This window comes from Sphingobium sp. 15-1 (genome assembly GCF_013375535.1).
In the GTDB taxonomy this organism is placed as follows: Bacteria; Pseudomonadota; Alphaproteobacteria; order Sphingomonadales; family Sphingomonadaceae; genus Sphingobium; species Sphingobium aromaticivastans.
This window is the reverse complement of the sequence record NZ_JABXJG010000003.1, coordinates 423,838-443,344: the sequence shown is the minus strand read 5'-3', so window position 1 is coordinate 443,344 and position 19,507 is coordinate 423,838. Positions and strand designations below refer to the sequence as shown.

Genomic DNA, 19,507 nt, shown 5'->3' with positions numbered 1-19,507 from the left:
CGGATATATATAATAATGACCGAAACAACCAACCTGTTCGAAAGCGTTGAGAACGTCGAGATCAAGCTTAGTCGCACCAAGACTTGGAGCGGCTTGGAAACCGACGTGGCCTATTTTCCGCGTGAACGTGATGAGGCCTACCAGCAGAATATCGGCGATCCCGGCGCTTACCCGTTCACTCGCGGCGCTTATCCGAGCATGTATCGCAGCCGGATGTGGACGCTGCGCAACATCGTGGGCTATGGCGCGCCGGAGGACACACGCCAAGGGCTGGAAATGGTCCTTGCATCGGGCGGAACTGGCGTCAGCATCGTGCCCGATCCGCTGACGACGCAAAGCATCGACCCGGATCACCCCGCCTTCGGACCAGAGGTCGGGCTGGAAGGTTGCTCGCTCCCGACGACGCGAGACATGGAGCGTCTGCTTAACGAGGTCGACTTGGCAAAGGTCGACACGGCCTGGCACTGGGCGGCCATGGCCTATCCGCTGGTCGCCTCGCTGCATGTCAAACGCGGTCAGCCACTGGCGACGTTGCAGGGCTCCAACATGCCCGACATGTTGCAACAAACACTATGCGGCTGGGGTAAGCATCTTGTTCCGGCCGATTTCGGACATCGGATTGCGGTGGATGAAATCGAATTCAGCGTGCGCAACAGCCCGCGCTGGGCGCTTGGAATGCCGCAGGCCTATGATCTGCGTGAACGCGGCCTGTCGCCGGCCGGCGAAATCGCGCTCGGCATGGCTATCATCAACAAGACGATGGAAGACTTGATTGATCGCGGCCTGACCGTCGATGAAGTGGCTCCCAGCCTTGCATGGGTTTCCACCTCGGACATCGACTTCTTCGAAGAAGTCGCCAAGTTCCGGGCGCTGCGCCGCTACTGGGCGCGCACGATGAAGGAACGGTTCGGCTCAAAGGACATGCGCGCGCAACGGCTGAGGATCGCTTGTCACACTTCGGGCAAGTCGCTCGTGTACAAGCAGCCGCTCAACAATCTGACCCGTACTGCCATACAGGGCTTGGCGGCGCTTTGCGGCGGCGTTCAGTCGCTGGAGGCGTGCACTTTCGACGAGCCTGTCTGCGTTCCAACTCATGAGGCGCGGGAACTCGCCACGCGGCAGCAGCAAATTCTGGCGAACGAAGTCGGCGCGGCGCGCGTCGCCGATCCGTTTGGCGGCAGCTACTATATCGAGGCATTGACCGATCAGGTGGAAGCGGCCGCCGCAGCGATGCTGGCCCGGATCGAGCAAAAAGGCCTGATCGATGCGATCGCCAGCGGCGAGATCGAAGGCATGATGGATGACTTCAATTTCGACTTCCAACGCGAACTGGACAGCGATGAACGTATCATGGTCGGCGTCAACCGGTTCGTACCGGAAGACGAGCCCGCACCTACTCGCTTCAAGTTCGACCGGACTAACACCTATGCGCATATTCGTCGCTTCTCGGAACTGAAGCAGCAGCGCGATCAGGGCAACTGGTCCGCGGCGCTCAAGGCGGTTCACAATGTGGTGCGCGACGGCAACAACCCGATGCAGGCGATGATCGACGCTTTCATCGCCGATGCGAGTATCGGCGAAATATGGGGAACGGTGCGCGTCGCTTATGGTCATGCATTCGATCCTTATGGTCACATCAAGGCGCCTTTGAGCTACACATGAGCAAATCCAACACAGTACACTGCATCCTGGGGATGCTGGGCACCGACGTACATTCGAAGGGGATCCGCACATTGGCGCGCTTGCTAGACGAAGCGGGCGGCATCGACGTCAACTATCTGGGCGAACATAACAGCGTCGAAGGAATGGCCGACGCGGTGGCGGCGGGCAAGGCCGACATCGTCGGCGTCAGCTTCTCGTCGGCAGCCTATGTCGAATATACGCGGCAGCTGATAGAGGCTATGAAGGCAAAGGGCGTAGGCCATGTTCCCGTAATCCTAGGGGGCATCATTCATCCCGACGACATTCCCGAACTCAAGGCGATGGGCGTCGCGGGTCTGTTCGGCGCAGGGTCCAAGACGGAGGACATCATCCAGTTCATTCAGGCCGCCGGCGCTCCGCCTGTATGATCCCTTATGTCGATGTTTGCGCGTTGGAAGATATACCTAACGGCAAGCACCGCGCGTTTACCATCGGCGGCTGGTCGATCCTGATTTTTCGCCTGGGCGAGGAGGTTCATGCGCTGGAGAATCGCTGCACCCATCTCGATTTTCCCCTCGATGGCGGGCGACAGATCGGATCAGACATCATTTGCCGCAAACATGGCGCGCGTTTCGACATTCGGACGGGCAAAGCCACCGCTGGCCCCGCGGTCGATCCGCTACGTCGGTTCCCGGTGCGTGTGCTTTCGGGCCGGATCGAGGTGCAGGCGACGAAGTTCGGTGACCCTAATCCTTTTGTCCGGCAGGGACCATGATTGTCCCAGACGCGTGGCAATGACGCGCCGCGCTTGCGCATGAGGATGGACATGCCGGTACGCAATGCCGTGCCCGGCTAGGGGCTGCTTCGGCATCATCCTTTGCTCGCCAACAACTCCTTGACGCGCGAGCCCCTGGGTTAGTAGGTAGGACCGTTGGACTATGAGGCGATCGTAGAAATCGCTTGGTTGGCGGCAATGGAGAGAGTCATGAGTGGACGGATTCATCCAGCGGTTGCCTTTATGCGACCCGGATCCTGCGCTCGGATGCCGTGTGAAAGCCGTGCCTCCGTCTTTTCTGCCAACCGCCGGTGCGAAGGTAATCAATGCGATGCGCGACGGTGCAGTGAATGGTCGCGACGGAGCCCTCGCCGCAGCGCTCAACGCCCCCCAACACCCGTGCGCCTTCATGGCATGTGTGATGGTCCATCACCGCGCCCGCCAATTGAGAGAGGATGGATGACGTGCAGAAATTGATGATGTTCATGAAGCGGAAGGAAGGCATTTCCTTCGAAGACTTCCGTCAGCATTATGAGAATGTCCACATCCCCATGGTCGCCAAATGGGTTGGACCATTTATGACCGACTTCAAACGTTATTATCCGCAAAACGCAATCAATCTCTACGTCGGCCGCCCTGACGCGGACGAAGCGCCGGAGAATGACGGCGGCGTCGATTATGACGCAGTGTCGATTTACACGATCAGGGATGAAGCTGCGTTGGAAGGCATCATGCGTGTGTCCAGCGATCCGGCGTTCACCCGTGCCGTAACCGATGACGAGGCGAACTTCGCCGATCGCGCAAGATCGCGGCAAGTTCTGGTCGACGAAATATCCGGTCAGGGCCTGATCTGATGGCGCATGACTCAGCACGGTCATCACTCGATGCATCCGCACCGCCAAGGTTGAGCCCGCTCGCCTATCTGTCCCTGCCCGGCGCGGGCATACTGATTTTCCTCGGATTATTTTCGCTCGCGCCTGCGCTGCCGGGTGTCCGCCAACATTTCCAAGCCGTCGCAAATGCTGATGTGCTGACACAGGTGGTAGGGGCCGCAGCGGCGTTCACCTTTGCCCTGGGTTGTCTGTTCAGCAGCCGCGCCATCGATCGCCTCGGCTACCGCTCGGTCTATCTGATTTCGCTGCTGTTGCTGGGCGTCGTCGGTCCCACCGCCGCGCTTCTGGACGATCTTTATGCCATCATCCTGACCCGCGGGGTCGTCGGCCTGGGTTGCGCCGGTATCGTCAATGCCTCCCTCGTCGGTATCAATCGCCTGTTGAGCGGGAAAGGGCAGACCCGCGCCCTTGGGCTCCAGGGTCTCATTGGCAGCTGTGCGGCCATCGGACTCTTTCCTGCGATCGGCGCTCTGTCAGGCATAAGCTGGCGCCTTGCCTTTGCCGGCCATCTGATCGCCATCCTGTTCATTCCATTGGTGCTGATGCTGCCGCCCTCGCGCCCCGCCTCCGAGAATGCCGAAGACAAGGTCGTTCTGCGTGCCGCGCTCAAATATGTCGGACCGTTGACGGGATCTGCCGCCATTTTCGGCGGTATGGTTGTCTTCACCATCGCGATGTTCGCGCCGCTCTTTCTGGTGCAACTGGGCGTGACCAATGCGCAGCTCCTATCCATCCCGCCAACCGCGACCGTCGTGGGCAGCGCGATCGGCTCCTGGCTGTTCGTACCCTTGTCCAATCGCCTCAGAAGCTCCTATGCCTTCGCGCTAACGCTGGTGGTGGAGGGTGCCGGGCTTGTGGGGATTGCGCTGAGCCATTCAGTGTGGGGCGTGGGCGCCAGCAGCTTGCTGGCCGGCATCGGGAGCGGGTTGCTCGCGCCGCTTCTCTATTCCTCCGCAATCAAGGCGTCGCCCGGTAGTCCGGCATCTGCGCTTGGACTGGTTAATGCATTGCTTTACGGGGCGATGATCCTATTCCCGCTCGTCGCCATTCCCTTTGCGCAGCTGGTGGGCGGGCAACGGCCCATGCTGATCGCACTGGTCACCTGCGGTCAGCTCCTGGCAGTTCTCTTCGTCCTTTCGCATCGCGCGCGCCGAGAACGGATGGAGCGAGTAGAAGCGTTGGCGGCGGAACCGGTCGACGTCCGACGCGCGACCCCGTTATGATCGCGGCCGCTCGGGCATTGGTTGCGCCACCGCGCGGCCCTTGGCCACCGGCGCATATGTTCGGGTCGCCGACACCAATTGAGGATCGTGCGGAGGGAGCCATGCGCATCATCGCCGATGCTCATGGAACGGCGCATGACTACCGGGTCGGCGTCAGCGATACGGCCGAAGTCAATGCCACGGTCGATCGCTCCATATCTTTGCGCGGCAGGCTCTTCTTCTTTTCGGCGACGCCGCGTTCATCGATTTCGGCACGTGCTGCACCGGAAATCAGCGACGTGCTGCGGGCACCTTCCTCCTGCACTACTAAATGTTCCGGAACAGAGCGCAACTACGACCGCACGGTCGCCCCGGCAGCGCTCCTCGATCTTGAGATTGCGTACAGCATGTTGAGGGTCGCGTTCGACGCGGTAGTCATACGCAGTTTATCCTGGCACCTGTCCGTCGTCAGACCCTTCGGCACTGAGGTGTTGGGTTGGACGGCTCCCAACGGCATCGCGATGTGCCAAGGTGATGTCGTTGTAGGACTCACATGAGGGAGCCGCCCATGGACCAGATTATCCGCATAGGGATGGACACGTCAAAGAACGTTTTTCAGCTGCACGGCGTTGACGCTGCTGAGCAGCCGGTCCTGCGCCGAAGGCTGGCACGCCGGGAAATGATCAAATTCTTCGAGAAGCTGCCTCCGACGGTTGTCGGCATTGAGGCCTGCGGCAGTGCCCATCACTGAGCGCGTTTTCTCGGTTCGCTCGGCCACGACGTTAAATTGATCGCACCACAGTTAGCAAAACCGTACGTCAAGCGCGGCAAGAATGATGCTGCAGACGCCGAAGGGCTGTGTGAAGCGATGAGCCGCCCATCAATGCGGTTCGTCCCGACGAAAAGCGCAGAGCAACAGGCAGCCTTGATGCTCGTGGGAATGCGGACCAGACTTGTTCAGAGGCGAACGCAGCTTGCTAATGCAATCCGCGGTTTTGCGGCAGAGTTCGGAATCACCGCAGCAACCGGGATGTGCCGGATCGAGCCGCTCCTCGAGCGGATAGCGGCAGATGAGACTATCCCTATCTGTTGCGCGATCTGGAAATCACGCGGCCCAACCACGTCTGGTGCGCGGACGTGACCTATTTGCCGATGCGGCGCGGCTTCCTTTATCTGGTCGCCATCATGGACTGGGCGAGCCGCAAGGTGCTGGCCTGGCGGCTATCGAACACCATGGACGCGGGCTTTTGCGTCGAGGCCCTGGAGGATGCGCTGGCCCGTTTCGGCAAGTCCGAGATCTTTAATACCGATCAGGGCAGCCAGTTCACCAGCTATGCCTTCACCGGCGTGCTGCGCGCGGCGGACCAAGATCAGCATGGACGGCAAGCGGCGTTGGATGAACAACGTCTTCATCGAGCGGCTGTGGCGATCGGTGAAATATGAATGCGTCTACCTGCACGCCTTCGAGACGGGTTCCGAACTACGGCGCGGCCTGGAGCGGTGGTTTGTCTATTACAATCCTGCTTCATAACACCCATCTGTCTATGTTGTTGAAGTAAATAGGCTTTGCTGATCGGGATGCGATCCCGTGGGGTATTTTGGGTTTTCCCGGGCGCGGTTTACGAGTTGATGGGCGGCAGATCCACCAAGTTCGGCCCGGCTGAATATCCATGGTCCTTCTGGTAGAGGATGGATGCCTTCGATCTCGCCGGCTTCCGCTGCGACCCGGAGCGTCTTCGGGGTCACGCCGATTTGGCGGGCCGCCTGGCTCAAGTTCAGCCATGGAACATCGCCATCGGTTCCTGCGCGGAAGACCGGAATCTTGTGATGCGACCTCAGCGCGGTGACCCGTTCACGCGTCCAGCGGTTGCCGTGCCCGGTCATCAGCCCGTTCCGGTTGAGGATCCCAGCGATCAGGTCGTCATTGGCGATGAGCACGAGTTGGCGCACGGCGACAATGACGTCGGCCGGGGTGCTGTTACGCTGTCCCTTGCGGCGCTTGGGCAGTCGTAACTCGGTATGGACGCCGCCCGCCCAATGGATCAGCAACACGATCTCGGATGCGTCGCCGTCGATGTCAGCGATTATCTCTTGGATGAGAGTGCGCACGATGCGCTTCTTCAAGCGCGCATCGGTCTGCGGGTCTTTCCAGACGGCTTTGAGATCGGCGGCAAGGCCGTCGATCTCCTTCAGGGACGTCGACGCTGGTTGCGGCATCGCGGCATCATGCGCGGCGATCCTGGCTTCCACTTCACTGACGCGCGTGAGTGCGCGGTTCCATCGGGCTTCCAGTTCCGCCGTTACCAACCGGTTCTGAGGATCGGCCGCATCATATTGTCGGAAGGCCCGATCGGCCTCGTAACGGGCCGCTTCGAAATCGCGCATCAGCGCGTCGCGGACCTGATCGCGGCGACTGGCTGCTTGTGCTTCGGCTTCAACCGCGGCCGCAATCGCTCCGGGTTCGAGGACCGGAATGAGCGCCTGCTCGATCGCATCATCGACGCGTAATCCGCCGAATGCGATACAACGCGGCTCGCCATTGTCGAGCAGGCCCCGCCAGCAGGAATAGCGGGGAATATCATGCCTGGCACCAGTGTAACGCACGGTCAGCTTGCGGCCGCACCGCCGGCATCGGACGAGCCCGGTGAGCAGTGCATCGCCATGCTTGGGCGCCCCATGATGCCGACTAGTGGGAACATTGTCGCTCACCATCTTGCGGATAATCTCCGATCGCTCCCAACTGACATAGCCTTCGTGCGAACCAGGGATGAGCGCCAGCCACTCGTCCCGCGCCTTGCGGCGACTCTGCGATCGCATACCGCCGCCATTATATCCGGTGGCGGTGCGGCTTTTACCATAGGCATAGGCGCCACCGTAAATCGGGTTCTCGATCATCCGGTGAATGGTTGCGTAGTTCGGCTTGCGCCACTCGACATCGCCGTTGTTGCGCTTGGCGGGAAGGTCCAGCCCATGCTCGATAAACCAGAGCAGCGCTTGCCGTGCACTGCCGAGCTCGGCGACCTTGTCAAACACCAGGGCGATGGCTTCTTGGACCCGACGATCAGGATCCTTCTCGATCCGGTCGCCGACCTTCACGAAGCCGACCGGGGCCGCAACGATTAGTTCGCCGCGTCGAGCCTTCTCGTAGCGGGCCGAGAGCGAACGCTGGCGCAGAAGATCCAGTTCATACTCTTTGAGGCTTCCCTTCAGGCCCAGCAGCAGTCGGTCATTACCTTGGCGCGGGGCGTACACGGTCTCTTGGTCGATCAAAACCGTGTCGACGACCCGGCACATCTCGATAAGCTGTTGCCAGTCACGGCTGTTGCGGGCGAAGCGCGAAACTTCCCGTGCAGCGACTGCACCGACTTTGCCAAGGCAGACCTTGGCAACCATCCGGTCGAAACCAGCGCGTGTCACACCTCCTGCGGCTGATCGGCCAAGATCTTCGTCGACGGTCTCGATGCGAGACCATCCCAAAGTGACCAGGCGATCGCGCATTGCGTATTGCAGAGCGCTGCTCTCCCGGTTGTGAAGCACCTGATGGGGGAGGACTGCCGCACATACAGGATCGCCTTGCGCTCGAGATGCTGCGGGCCGATCTTCTCAAAGTTCATCGTACGTCTCCCGTGGTTCCGCGACGGGATCGCTGTCGATATGCTCGAGTAGCAGGCGTACGATCAGCGGCATCAACGCTTGGCGTGTCGGCGGCGGCAGGGTCTGCCATCGCGGAAGCTGCGCGATCCCGGAACCGCTGGGGCTGGAGAACAGATCGAGCTGCACTGTCATCGGCTTGCGTGCCATCAAGACCTCCCGAATACGAGTCGTGAGGGCTGAATGCTGCGCTCGAAACCGATGAAGCCGAAATCTTCTTGGCTGCCACCTGCAGGAGTCTGGACAGCGCGCTCAGCGCGCCGATATCCACGCGAGATGCAGCTTCAAGGCACGTCATGGTACAAACAGCGCGGTCAAACATCCACGCCGGAATCTCAAGCAAGCGATCGGACGTCGTACCTGTGAGGTTGCACCGAAAAACAATCCCCCCGGCGCGTTCCACGGCTTGATGCACGTGGATCGGCCGACCCCTCCAGGGGTGCCATTGATAGATAACTTCCCGGATATCGGTCCCGTGGGCGTTGCGTCGCCGTGTTGTACAATCATCACCGCCCTCATTAGCGCCTTGCGGGCAAAACCCCGGCCGAGGCATATGGGCAAATCGACGCTTCAGATCATGGGGGGCATGCCCCCCATGATCTGGTCACCCAAATGGCGGCATGAACGACAACACGGATGAGCTTAAATTCGCCGCAAACCTGTCCAAATAAGCGGGACCACCTCAGCGGGCATCAGCAGCAGGATCGATCACATCCCCACTCGTCCGACAAGCTCGACGTCAAGCCAGGTCGCATATACCCGGCAGCTTTGCAATGTTGGCAAGCGCACCAAGACACCGCTCAACGCGCTGAATCGTTGGGAAAACCCGTTATATATCAGGGGCATGGGCATTTTCGATCTTCCGAGCCTTAAATGGACCTGTGGCCCGCAAACTCTATTTATTTAGAGCGCCAGCCCCCATCGACGCGCAACACCGTACCCGTGATATAACTAGCGGCGTCCGACGCCAGAAACAGAACGGGCGCCGCTATTTCTTCAGGCGCGGCAAATCGTCCCAGGGGCGTCACAGCGACCACCATGTCCTCAACGCTGTCGAAGTCAAAGATGTTCGTGCGGACACCGCCAGGAGCCACCGCATTGATCCGAACGCCGTCTGCCGCAGTCTCGACGGCAAGCTGATTCACCAGGCCGACCACGCCAAATTTCGACGCAGTATAGGCCGCACCGCCCCCCAACCCTCCAAAACTCGCGATGGACGCTGTCACTACAACATTGCCTTTGCTTTTAACCAGATACGGCAGGGCGGCGCGGATCGCGTAGAATGTTCCTGCCACATTTACGTCCATAATCCTTGCCCACAAATCGTCGTCGATATCAGCACATGCTGCGCCCTTGTCCACGATCGCAGCATTGCTGAAGAGGACGTCAAGCTGCCCGAAGGCCTTCACAGCCGCATCGACCATGGCGTTGACTTCCGCTGCCACTGAAACGTCGACGCGAAATGGCTTGGCTGTGCCGCCCTCTTGGTGAATAAGGTCGACCGTTTCGGCAATGCGGTCCTCCCGTATGTCAGCGATGAGCACCCGCGCACCTTCGCGTGCGAAAGCAAGTGCTGTCGCCCGGCCGATTCCCGAACCCGCACCGGTTACGATGACGGCTTTGCCAGAAAAACGCTTCATCCAAAATTCTCCCACATATTCTTTGTTTGAGCAGCCTGCGTCTGCCTCCTGGGCAGACGGCGCCGGACCCGCAGGCGCCGTAGTCAGGTTTAACGCTCGGACGGCCCGACGATGGCGTCGATATGGCGGTGCATATTTTGCAACGCTATCTCGTTGCGCCCCAATATCAGCTCGAAGTCCTTCGGTGCGTGTTCGAGATTCCGCTGGCCGCTTTCGGACACACTATAATCTTCGCCCGCCACGATCTCGACGTTCCAGTTATGGCCCTCAATAAGCGATTGATCGGTCACCGTCTCCGCCGCATCCGACGTGCGATATACCGACATATGCGTGAAACATTTTCCAACGCTTTCTCCGGGAAAGAGTCGGTACATGCCCACCCCTCCCTGATGCGCCGCCGGATATAGGATAGTGTTGGGAAAAATCAGGTGGCTGCCGGTATACGGCACCTCAGGCCACTTCGCCTCTGGCTGTCCGACACAGTCTTTATAATGATTGTCGGTGAAACAGACGCGGTGGTGCGGCCCGAAAGCGTCGAATATCGCGACGTCCGGGACCGACATCTGAGCAATTGTCGTCGCGTGCAAGACTTTGAAGTGATAGGCTTCTCCAAAGGTATCGAGGCAATATTTCCAGTTAGCCGCGGTATCGACCTGCTGACAAATAACTGGCTTGGCCCTTCCCAGGTCGAGGGCGAGCAACTGCGGGCCAAGGTCCCCGAGCCATTCCTCGATGTCGATCTCTTCTTCGCCTGCGTGGGCCTTGACGAATATCATGCCGCCCCATTCACCGATCGGTACCGAAATCAGATCCCGGCTGATGCGGCCACCTTCGTCAAAGCAGTCCTTCTTCGGTATACGGACAAGCTTGCCTTCCAAATTGAAGCTCCAGGCGTGGAACGGGCAGACCACAAGCTTGCGCCGTTCGCACGTCGCGACGAGCCGCGCGCCGCGATGCGTACACATATTGAGGAAGGCACGGACCTTACGATCCTTGCCGCGCATAATGAGGATCGAGGGACCCACTGCATCGAAAATGAATTTGTCGCCGGGTTCAGCCACATCACCCGACAGGCAGGCAAGGAGTGGAAGACTGCCGAAAATCTTCTGGCGCTCCGCTTCGAACCTCGACGGATCAGTATATTCGCTTGCCGGAATGGCAAGCGGCGCATCGGCAAGGTCGGTCGTCCGACCGTTAGCGAGATGTGCCACAGTCCTGCGCTCTCGCGCGCGCTGGAGATGAGAGACCTGCGCCGGAGATCTTCTGCCGACGAGCAAACGGCCGACCCCATAGCTTCCAGAAAAGCTTGCCGAGCCACAGCGCCTTGGCGTTGACGGTTCGTAATCGCCCAGCTCGTGAAGGACGAGCGAAAGCGACGATCATTGTGACAAAGGCGTCTCATTAAGCGACTAACTCTTCCAGCAACTTCACACCTTCGTGATCTTGGAATGCGGCAACCAACCGGAGGAGGACCACCGCCGTATGTTCCATACCGTAATTCTCCGCCGGAACAGGCAGCCAGGCTGGATATATCCCCCAGATAAGCGCCCGCCGATATTCAAGCCACAGCGTGTCCCGATCCGGGGCGTTTCTGACGCCATATTCGATGAGCTTTTCGCGGTAAAAGTCGAGGAGGTGACGCTCTTCACGACGGCGCACTTCCACCGGCAGGGCGACATTGATAAAATAGCCAAGATCATGTGCGGCATGCCCTTTCACAACGCACTGAAAGTCGACCAGTCCCGCCTTGCGATCGGGAAGAAAGTAAATATTGCCTAAATGCGGATCGCCGTGCACGATCGTGTTCGGCTGGCTGGACTGATGCTCATTGACGGCAATCGAATATGTGTGAAGCTGGGCTTCAGTTAACTTCAAAATACTCAGAAGCTCGCGCTTGTACCGGCTGATTTTAAGCTCATTGCTCTGGCTGGTCTGCTGACGAAGGAAAGTCTCGAGTTCGCCGCCAACATGGGTCTGCAGCCAGCATAGGTCGCTTTTGAACCGCGGCGTATCCCAGTAGCGGGCATGAAGCCGGGCGAGCGTGTCCAGCACATTAAAGGCATGTTCAGCGGTGACGTCATCGGTGAGAACCGTGTGAAACTTCGCGCCGCGCTTGCGAACGTCTTCGATTGCCAGAACGTAGAGCCCATCCTCGCGCATGGCACCGCCAAGCGACACTGGCGCCTCGAAATGAAGTTCCGGCCTCAGCTTGCTATAAAAATCGAGTTCATTCACATATAGAGCACGCAGGTTACTATACCAAAGAGACGAATCACTTTGTGTCGTCTTGATCAAAAGGTTCTCAGGCAGTCCATGACCGGTGCCTGCATAGTCGACCTTAATCGTAACGAGAGCAGAGCTTGAGGCGGCCGTGGAGCCGCTATCCTTGACGTCAACGATCTCGACATTCTCGACGGTCACGCCGCGATGTTGTTTCGCCGCCAACGCATTCAGCAGAGCGGGCGTGATATCATCGGGCCGTTGCGGGAACAACATCGATTCTCTCCAGATATTCGTTGTCAACCTTATCAGCTGTTATTCGGCATCGGTGGGCTGAGGGCTTGGCTCCGTCCCACGCTAGCGGCGAGCACTTTCCTCACTTGTAAATGCGCAGATTCCCGCTGCCTAGCTCGACGGTCGCACGCGGTCCGACCCGCACACCAAATTGCCTCGCCCAGGAGCTGTTGATAAGCGCAGGAGAGTAAATATCTGCCACAGGCTGACTTTCCGTCACCGTCGACTATACCCGGCTGCTACCGATAACTGCCTCCGCTTTGTATAGCGCTCGCAAGAGCGATGTGAGACGCGGATCGGCCGCCTGCCAGTCGGGATTCAACATCTGATTCGTCGTGTAGCCGACGCCAAGTCTGCGGGTCGGATCGGCAAAGGCCATACTTCCGCCAAAGCCCGCATGCCCAAACGACGCCGGGTTCGATCCCATGGTCCCGACATTCAAGCTGAAGCCCGCGGCATATCGGTTGACGCCGCCAAAGCACTGGTCGATTCCTGCGACCCGCTCGCGCGTGGCCTGTTTCAGCGCGGATGGGCTGATAAGCTTGGGCCCGTTATCGCTCAAAAGCGCGTCATAAAGAGCAGCGAGGCCACGTGCGCTGGCTACCCCGCCGCCAGCAGGTATGCCTCCTTCCCGCCAGATCCGATCGTTGGGCCATTCGGGAATGATGGGGGGGTTCCCCATAGCCTGCAAAGCACTCGGATTGGGACAATCGTAGAACATCGTGCTATCGTCCATGGCCGACACGATGGTCGTATAGCGGTGGTCCTGCTCGAGCGGCAGGCCGAGGAAAACGTCGATCTCTAATTCGCTCCTCACCTCCTCTTCGAAGAAGTGCCCCAAGGCGCGTCCGTCCACCCGCCGGACTAGCTCGTCCGCAAGGACGCCGAAGGTCAGTGCGTGATAGCCAAAAAGCCCCGGCCGGAAGCAGGGGGTTTGCGCCGCCAGCAGCTCGGCTACCGAGTCATGATCGATAAAGTCCTGCAACGTCACGGGCGCATGCGGACCGGTCAGCCCGGCTTGGTGCGACATCATTTCGCCCACGGTAATCGCAGCTTTGCCGCCCGCTGCGAATTCAGGCCAGTAGGACGATAACGGCGCTTCGTAATCAAGCTTGCCCCGGTCCACCAGCATTGCGATGCAAATCGCGGTCGCCCCCTTGGTCGCAGAGAAAATGCCGTAGAGCGTGTCCTCGGCGATATTGCCAGCACCTCCGACTGCCTGGCCACCCCATAAATCCACCACCGCCCTGCCCCCGCGATAGACCGCAAAGGAGGCCCCGATTTCGAGGCCGGACGCGAGATTATCTTCGAAAGCGGCACGCACAGCATCGTAGCCCGGAGCAACGGTCCCATTGACCTGGCCTGATGAGGAAGCCGATCCAGTAGTTCCGTCAAACGTCATCGATCCCTCGCAATTATAGCCTGACTCTTGGCCGCGCCCAGCGGTAGGCATGGTATTCGACATCTTTCAAGGCGAGCTAACCGGATCGTCGATGCGTCGGACATCGCCTTGCCCGCTTTGTTCTGAAAGCTTCCAATGCGTAAAAGGAGAGCCGCCGGCGCTAAAACGCTGGCGGCTCCCGTCTAGAATTAGAAGCTATACTCGGCACGAATACCGTAAGTGCGCGGCTTGGCCGCATCGCGTATCAAGGCATAGGGCTGGAAAGTGGTTTTCAGAATTGCGTAATCCTTGTTGAATGCGTTGTCCAAGTAGAAGCCCACACGCAACTTGTCCATGCTAGGCGGGCTGACATAGCCCGAGAAGTTGACGACCGCATATCCCGCTTCCTTGTCGAACTGCGCCTCGCCACTAGCCCCCGGATAGAACAGGAACTTGGAGCGGTACTGCATCACGCCCGCCAAGTTCGCGGTCCAGTCGGCCACCGCGAAGGTGTAGCTGGCATTGAGCGACGCCGTGAAGCGGGGCGCATGTGGCAAAGTGGTGCCGGTCAGGTCAGTCGAGCAGCTGTAGAGCGTTGCGCCGGGAGCTGCAGGATTGGACGTACCGGTAGGATCGAAACAGATGATCGATGCGTTCCTGTAATCCGAATAGGTGGCATGGAGATACGCTGCCGACCCGCCGAGGTTGAGGCCATCCATCGGCGTAGCATTGAGCTCCAATTCCACGCCATAGCCTTCGGCCGAGCCGGCATTTGTCGTGCTTGTGCCGCCGCTCTGGGCATCGATCACCGATTGCTGCAGGCCCTTGTTCTTATAGTAGAAGACCGCGAGACTGGATCGCAGCTTTCCATCAAAAGCACTATTCTTCACGCCAATTTCGTGGCTGAATACCTTCTCGGGACGGATGGGAGCGGGAGGAAAAGGCGCCGGAGTGTTGAAACCACCGGCTTTGAAACCGCGAGTGTAACTGTAATATACGTTGGTGTCACCATTCTCCCAAGCGAGGACAAAGCGGGGCGTAAAGGCGTTGAAGGTTGCGCTGCGCGTATAACTTGGGGCGGCACCAAAACCTATGAAGCCGGGACCATTGCTCACGTTCAGTACGCGCCGATCACTGGTATAGCGGCCGCCAACCGTCGCTTTTATCCGATCGTTGAACTTATAGTACGCCTCGAGGAACGCCGATTTCGAGGTCGTCTTCACGGAGTTGCTGTTGCGGAAGGTGAACTCATCGAGAGGACCAACACCATAATCAGAACCAGCCAAGGCGATGTTGATGTAAGGCTTATCGACGTAATAGTTCCCGCCGACCACGAAATTTAGCGGGCCGTCCAGGTTCGAGGCGAGCTGAAGTTCCTGTGAATAACTTTTGCCACCATTGCCAGATACGAGGAAGTTGAAAGCAGCGACGGGCGTCGTGTCGGCTTCGGCCAACTGACGGCTGAAATTATTGAAGTAGCCGGTCGTGCTGGTCAGGTCGAAGTTACCAAGCTCAACGTTGATACGCAGGTCGGCCCGGAACATCCGGTTGTAATAAGGAATATCCGTATCCTGATTTGCCTCAAAGGGACCCGGCACGGTAACCGGACTTCGCAGGCAAACATAGCAGGTGGGCGCGCCTTCAGCCAGCGCTCCTACGAAGGTCCGAGCTCTGCTGCGCTGCCACTCAACGCCCCCCGTAACGCTGACGGTCTCGCTTGGATCCCATTTGAGCCGGGCGCGGGCCGTGTAGTTATTGGTTGCGCCAAGCTTGTTCCCGTTGAAGATGTTGGTCACATAGCCGTCTTCTTTCGCATAGCGACCCGCGAAGCGCACAGCCAAAGTATCCGTCAAGGGGACGTTCAGCATGGCTTCCAGTTGCTTGTGATCAAAACGGCCATATTCGCCAAGAATGCGGCCTTCGAAATTGTTGGTCGGCTGGGCGCTGGATATACGGAGGACACCTCCCGTTGCGTTTCTGCCGTAAAGGGTACCCTGGGGACCACGAAGAACCTCTAACGTGCCGGCGTCGACGACATCGAGCAGCTGGTTAAGGCCTCCAGTCCGCGCCAGATAGACGTTATCGACATAGATCGACACGGGTGCTTCGAGTCCGGGATTGGCTACAGGGGAACCGATACCGCGCATGGACAGTGCAAGAAATCCACTTGTGATCCCGAAATCCACGTTGGGAACCACTAGCTTGAGATCTCGTAAGTTGCGGAGGCCAAGTTGCGTCGCTGATTCCGCCGATATAGCCGTTATAGCAATGGGAACATCCCGGAGGCGTTCGGACCGGCGCTGGGCCGTGACGATGATGTCGCCCGTTGAGGGCGCCGCATTTTCTGCCCCGGAGCCTTCCGCCGAAGCGACCCCTTGTGCGTAAGCAGGCAAGGCGCTGGCCGCAAAAACGAGGCCCGATGCACAAACCAGAAGCGCGAATTTCAAGTTGCTTTTCATATTATCACTCCCCTTTATATTCCGATGTCGCAGTTAGTTGATAGTAACCCAAGCATAGTGCAGGATTATGGCTGCTTCGCGTGGCGTTGACGCCTCCGCATCACTTGCAACAGTGAGCCATGTTAACGGCTCAACAACAAAACTCCGTGCTACGCGCGTCATGTCGGCTCTCTTTGCGTCCACTCCGAAGTTCGCTGCTCAACCTCGCACCACGCCTCTTCGCTAACAGTTTTCGCGGAACCGCTTCCACCGTGGCAGCTGGGGTCGCCTGACCCCAGAGGCGGAGACAGCCCCTGCGCAGATAACCCGGCTTACAAGAGGGCCAGCTGCTAAGGTTGGTGCGAACCCTGCGTAAATCCCGGAAAGCACGGCGCCCAATCCGATCGCAATTCGCTTCGCCTTTCCAAAACAATCCTCCTGGTCGGGTAAATTCCCGCTAGTCCCATTGCTGCGCGTGGAGCGCGGCGACCTGTTAAAAAGGTCGATACGCGGCGGCAGATAGTATCTTTATACCAATTCGCATGTAGGTAATAGGTCCTATTATCAGCATTTCCAGCGGCAAGTCAAGTGAGTTTGTCGCACGGCTTCCCCAGGAAACGTAGACGGGCTTCTCGAAACAGACGAGACAATATCCCTTGCTGTTCTACCCTCTCTCAGCATGGCTAAAATAAGCCTGGTATCATTGGACCCCTATCTGGAGAGCTGCTGCTAGCCCGTCGCGAGCTATGTGCAGCCTGAGCTGCTTATGTCTCGAGCGCTGCCGGCACGGCGGGTCCGGTGGATGCCCATCGTATCGAAGCCATCGATCAGATCTTCCCAGTAATATACCGCTCGTTGGAGATCGGGTGACATTGCCAAACTAGGCGTTGCCCAGGCTTTCGCGGCAAGGCCGGCCAAGCTTCAGATCGCCGGCGGAACGCTGGTGCCCCCCGTCCCTCACAGCCACCGTATCGCTCCACCGAGGCGACGACCCGCGCAAGGGTTTGGCCATTTTGCTCCGCCACCGTGAAGAACAGAAACAAAATCTGAAACTGGCAGCGCGCGATGGAGATGCGGTTCGACAGCCAGTTGTCGCGCATGAACTGCCATACGTTCTCGACTGGGTTGAGCTCGGGGCGCCTGGGGGGCAGCGGCATCAGGGTGATGTTGGGAGGCACGACCAGTTCGGCGGAGCCGTGCCATCCGGCCTGATCAAGGATGAGCACGGCATGCGCGCCCGGCGCGACATGGAAGGCGATTTCCTCGAGGTGCATGCTCATGGCCTCGCTGTTACAGCGGGGCATGACGATGCCGGCGGCCTTGCCTTCAGCGGGGCGGATCGCGCCGAAGAGCCAAGCCGAGGCTCGTCGCTGATCCTTGGGCGCCGAGGGGCGGGTGCCGCGCCTGGCCCAACGCCGGGTGAGCTTGGTTTGCTGGCCGACGCGGGCCTCGTCCTGCCACCACAGCTCTATCGACGTTCCTCTCGGGAGCCGCCGCCTGATCTGCGCCAGACGGGCGGCAAAGCTTTTTTAAAATCGGCAATGTCATCGCCATTCTGGCCCCGATGGCGTGGCCGCGCCGAGAGCTTGCGGTAGCCCATCGCGCGAAGTTCACGGCCAAGGGTGTGGCGCGTAACCGACAGTTCGAACTCGTCCCGGATCCACTGCGCCAGGTCGCACAGTCGCCAGCGCACCACGCCATGCGCGGCAGGGATCGGCCCGGTTTCGACTTGTGCTGCAAGCCGGGCGCGCTGCTCGTCGTTCAGGATCGAGGCCCGCCCCGGCGCCTTGCGCGTCGCCAGACCATCGGGACCACGCGCGTTGAACCGTAGTACCCAGTCGCGCACGATCTGCAGAGTGACGCCGGCAACCTTCGCCGCTTCGCTCCGGCTCCCGCCGTCCAGGATCACGGCCACCGCCAACAGCCGCCGAACCTGATCAACATCACCACTTTGTCGTGCAAACCGACGCAAATCCTCCGATGTATAGTCAGATCGAACGCCTATCGCTGCCGCCATTGCAAGCCTCCATGTGCCTGCAACATCGAATCAGATCATCAGCCGTTTGGGAATCCTTCATGTGAGTCAGCCTCAGCGCGCGCTGGTATTATGGAGACCTGTGCGCGGGTGGGCGTAGACAGGCGCGTGAATTGCTGATTCTATGGGCTTTCCAATGAGGAGAGTGGCCGTGGCGCAGCGTTCAATTGGGCAGGAGCGGTTTGGGTTTTCAGGGTCCGAGAGGACGACGTCATCCCTGGACGCGCTTGTATCGCTGATTGATTGGCGCGCGGTCACGGTTCTTCTCGATCCGCTTTATCCGGCCTCCAAAGGTGAACCCGCCTGGCCGCCTCTGGCAATATTCAAAGCGCTCCTGTTGTCGATCTGGTATGATCTGTCCGATGTGAAGCTGGCTGAGGCCTTGGACGACCGGGCCTCTTTTCGCCGCTTCTGTGGGTTTTCCGCGAATGAGGCGACGCCCGAGCGTACCGCGTTTGTCAGATTCCGTCGGCTGCTGGTCGCGCACCAACTGGACCGATCGCTGTTTGAAACCGTGACCATGCAGCTCAAGGCCAAAGCGGTGACGGTCAAGACCGGTACACTGGTCGATGCCACCATCATTGCCTCGGCCAGTGAAGACGATGATGATGCGCGCTGGATGAAGCACAAAAGAAAACGGGCTGTTCACGGCTTCAAGGCCCACGTGGGCGCCGATGCCGCTACCGCGTTGGTCGAGGAAGTGTCCATCACACCGGCAAATATCAATGACGGCAAAGCAGGTCCCCAAGCCTTGCCCGACAATCCCGGTGAGGTGTTTGCCGACAGCGCCTATCGCGGCAATCACTTTTGTGATGCCGTGCTGGCAAAGGGCGGCACTCCCCGGATCGTCGCCACCGGCATGTGGGGCCGCGACGAAGCTGAAACGCTGCGCAAGCTCCATGAATGGAATCAACCGATCCATCGCATGCGCGCCCGCATCGAGAAGATCTTCGGTACATGGAAGCGATGCTATGGCCTGCGTCGAATGCGATGGCGAGGTCTCGCCAAAGCCGCCGTCCAAGTCCACCTCACCGCCATCGCCTACAACCTCAAGCGCACGATGAATATTCTCTCGGCTCCAGCATGATATCGCCTCCGACCGCAGATCGCAGGCCGGATCGATAAATCACCAAATATCTACGCGATTTCATAGCTCTACGCCCACCCGCGCACAGGTCTCATTATTCCGGCACAGAAGCGCCGACCGTGCCGAAGCTCACTGTCGTTGTCGCTTGGCCTATTCTAATTTCTTGGCACTACGCCGAAGTCTGGCCCCAAGAGATAACGCCCTAGATGTGCCATAGGTGCGAGGAGGGACCGTCGGCAAGTCGACGCTC

At 59.3% G+C, this 19,507-nt stretch carries 14 protein-coding genes and 3 pseudogenes; 9 read left to right on the top strand and 8 right to left on the bottom strand.

The features are described 5' to 3' along the window. Window positions 1–15 precede the first annotated feature (15 nt). The 8 genes and pseudogenes from HUK72_RS25055 to HUK72_RS25020 all read left to right on the top strand — a co-directional run. Entirely contained in the window at window positions 16–1,662 is a 1,647-nt protein-coding gene (locus HUK72_RS25055) for a methylmalonyl-CoA mutase family protein (protein ID WP_176599216.1), read from the top strand. Next, window positions 1,659–2,069, top strand: coding sequence for a cobalamin B12-binding domain-containing protein (locus HUK72_RS25050; RefSeq protein WP_176599215.1), 411 nt, complete (start codon window positions 1,659–1,661; stop codon window positions 2,067–2,069). The genes HUK72_RS25055 and HUK72_RS25050 overlap by 4 nt, the downstream gene beginning before the upstream one ends. Then, entirely contained in the window at window positions 2,066–2,416 is a 351-nt protein-coding gene (locus HUK72_RS25045) for a non-heme iron oxygenase ferredoxin subunit (protein ID WP_176599214.1), read from the top strand. Before HUK72_RS25050 ends, HUK72_RS25045 begins: the two co-directional genes overlap by 4 nt. Window positions 2,417–2,871: 455 nt before the next feature. Beyond that, a complete protein-coding gene (locus HUK72_RS25040; RefSeq protein WP_218036282.1) occupies window positions 2,872–3,270 on the top strand; it encodes an EthD domain-containing protein in 399 nt (132 codons plus the stop codon). 50 nt (window positions 3,271–3,320) lie between these two features. After that, window positions 3,321–4,532 carry an MFS transporter gene (locus HUK72_RS25035; RefSeq protein WP_176599212.1) on the top strand — a complete coding sequence of 404 codons (1,212 nt, stop codon included), beginning with the start codon at window positions 3,321–3,323 and terminating at the stop codon, window positions 4,530–4,532. A 101-nt stretch (window positions 4,533–4,633) separates the two neighbouring features. Continuing rightward, window positions 4,634–5,068: a hypothetical protein gene (locus tag HUK72_RS25030; protein WP_176599211.1), complete on the top strand. Its 435-nt coding sequence runs from the start codon at window positions 4,634–4,636 to the stop codon at window positions 5,066–5,068. Window positions 5,069–5,079: 11 nt separating this feature from the next. Further along, a pseudogene (locus HUK72_RS25025) lies at window positions 5,080–5,595 on the top strand (IS110 family transposase); the annotation flags it as partial. Continuing rightward, window positions 5,589–6,030, top strand: a pseudogene (locus HUK72_RS25020) (IS3 family transposase); the annotation flags it as partial. The pseudogenes HUK72_RS25025 and HUK72_RS25020, both read left to right, overlap by 7 nt. 23 nt (window positions 6,031–6,053) lie before the next feature. Here the strand turns inward: HUK72_RS25020 and HUK72_RS25015 are convergent. The 8 genes and pseudogenes from HUK72_RS25015 to HUK72_RS27495 form a co-directional block, all read right to left on the bottom strand. Beyond that, on the bottom strand, window positions 6,054–8,009 hold the full coding sequence (locus HUK72_RS25015) for a recombinase family protein (RefSeq protein WP_255326009.1): 1,956 nt from the start codon (window positions 8,007–8,009) through the stop codon (window positions 6,054–6,056). A 105-nt stretch (window positions 8,010–8,114) separates the two neighbouring features. Beyond that, window positions 8,115–8,312: a hypothetical protein gene (locus HUK72_RS25010; RefSeq protein ID WP_066562783.1), complete on the bottom strand. Its 198-nt coding sequence runs from the start codon at window positions 8,310–8,312 to the stop codon at window positions 8,115–8,117. A 749-nt stretch (window positions 8,313–9,061) separates the two neighbouring features. Continuing rightward, a complete protein-coding gene (locus HUK72_RS25005; RefSeq protein ID WP_176599210.1) occupies window positions 9,062–9,802 on the bottom strand; it encodes an SDR family NAD(P)-dependent oxidoreductase in 741 nt (246 codons plus the stop codon). A gap of 89 nt (window positions 9,803–9,891) precedes the next feature. Beyond that, on the bottom strand, window positions 9,892–11,013 hold the full coding sequence (locus HUK72_RS25000; RefSeq protein WP_176599209.1) for an SRPBCC family protein: 1,122 nt from the start codon (window positions 11,011–11,013) through the stop codon (window positions 9,892–9,894). A gap of 190 nt (window positions 11,014–11,203) precedes the next feature. Then, window positions 11,204–12,298 (bottom strand): phosphotransferase, encoded by a 1,095-nt coding sequence (locus HUK72_RS24995; protein ID WP_176599208.1) that lies wholly within the window; start codon window positions 12,296–12,298, stop codon window positions 11,204–11,206. A 244-nt stretch (window positions 12,299–12,542) separates the two neighbouring features. Next, window positions 12,543–13,718 (bottom strand): serine hydrolase domain-containing protein, encoded by a 1,176-nt coding sequence (locus tag HUK72_RS24990; protein WP_176599207.1) that lies wholly within the window; start codon window positions 13,716–13,718, stop codon window positions 12,543–12,545. A gap of 188 nt (window positions 13,719–13,906) precedes the next feature. Beyond that, entirely contained in the window at window positions 13,907–16,156 is a 2,250-nt protein-coding gene (locus tag HUK72_RS24985) for a TonB-dependent receptor (protein WP_176599206.1), read from the bottom strand. A gap of 1,049 nt (window positions 16,157–17,205) precedes the next feature. Beyond that, window positions 17,206–18,152 (bottom strand): annotated as a pseudogene (locus HUK72_RS27495) (IS630 family transposase); the annotation flags it as partial. A 169-nt stretch (window positions 18,153–18,321) separates the two neighbouring features. Between HUK72_RS27495 and HUK72_RS24970 the strand changes: the two are divergent. Beyond that, entirely contained in the window at window positions 18,322–19,257 is a 936-nt protein-coding gene (locus tag HUK72_RS24970) for an IS5 family transposase (protein ID WP_176599204.1), read from the top strand. The last annotated feature ends 250 nt before the right edge of the window (window positions 19,258–19,507 follow it).